Annotated in this window: 1 protein-coding gene; it reads left to right on the forward strand. The window is 33.4% G+C overall.

Annotated elements, in window-relative coordinates; translation table 11 throughout:
• The first annotated feature begins 11 nt into the window (after positions 1-11).
• A complete protein-coding gene (locus tag DXB52_RS15895) occupies positions 12-782 on the forward strand; it encodes an ABC transporter ATP-binding protein (protein WP_003061398.1) in 771 nt (256 codons plus the stop codon).
• The last annotated feature ends 278 nt before the right edge of the window (positions 783-1,060 follow it).

Below are 1,060 nucleotides of genomic sequence, written 5' to 3' on the forward strand. Positions count from 1 at the left end.
AGCGATTTTTAATGGAACACATTTTAAATTTAGAGCAAGTAAAAAAATACTACGGGGGTAACTCTGGAAATATCACAAAGGCAGTAGACGGTATTTCTATGTATGTAGATAAGGGCGAATTTGTCGCAATCATGGGAGCTAGTGGTTCTGGAAAGACTACCCTATTAAACTGTATCTCTACGATTGATACTGTAACCAGCGGACACATTACAGTCAATAATCAAGATATTACCAAAATCAAGGATAAAGATTTTGCTGATTTCAGACGTGAAAATTTAGGGTTCATTTTTCAAGATTTCAACCTTTTAGATACTTTAACGATTGGAGAAAACATTTCTTTATCATTGGTTATCAACAAACAGAACCCTACTGATATTGAGAAAAGAGTTCATGCTATCGCCGATAAATTGGGTATTCGTGATATTTTATCGAAATTTCCTTATGAAGTTTCTGGCGGACAAAAACAGCGTTGTGCTTGTGCTAGAGCCTTAATCAATGAACCGAAACTGATTTTAGCTGATGAACCGACGGGAGCTTTGGACTCAAAAGCTTCCAGATTATTACTGGAAACAATGTCTGAAATCAACAAGAAAATGCAGGCTACTATTTTAATGGTAACACATGACCCGTTTAGTGCGTCTTTCTGTGAACGTATTTTGTTCTTGAAAGACGGTAAAATATTCAATGAAATTTTCAGAGGGGAAAAAAGCAGAAAAGATTTCTTCAATGAAATACTGGATATATTAACCTTGCTCGGAGGTGAAGTGGGAAATGTTAGGTAAGTTAGCGTATAGAAATACAAAAAGAAATATTAAAGATTATTTGATTTATCTGATAACCGTTACTGCATCCTTTTCTCTTATATTTGCTTTTAATTTGGTGGCAAATTCTGATGAAATTGTAAAGTTATGTTCCAGTATGGATGCATTTAAGAATTCATTGTTCGCTGTAAATATTCTTATTATTTTGTGATATGCTTTTTGATCAACTATACAACGAAATTTATGTTTGAAAAAAGAAGTAAAGAATTAGGGACATATATGCTTCTTGGCATTAAGAA

Source organism: Ruminococcus sp. OM04-4AA, from assembly GCF_003462585.1.
Taxonomy (GTDB): Bacteria; Bacillota; Clostridia; order Lachnospirales; family Lachnospiraceae; genus Mediterraneibacter; species Mediterraneibacter faecis.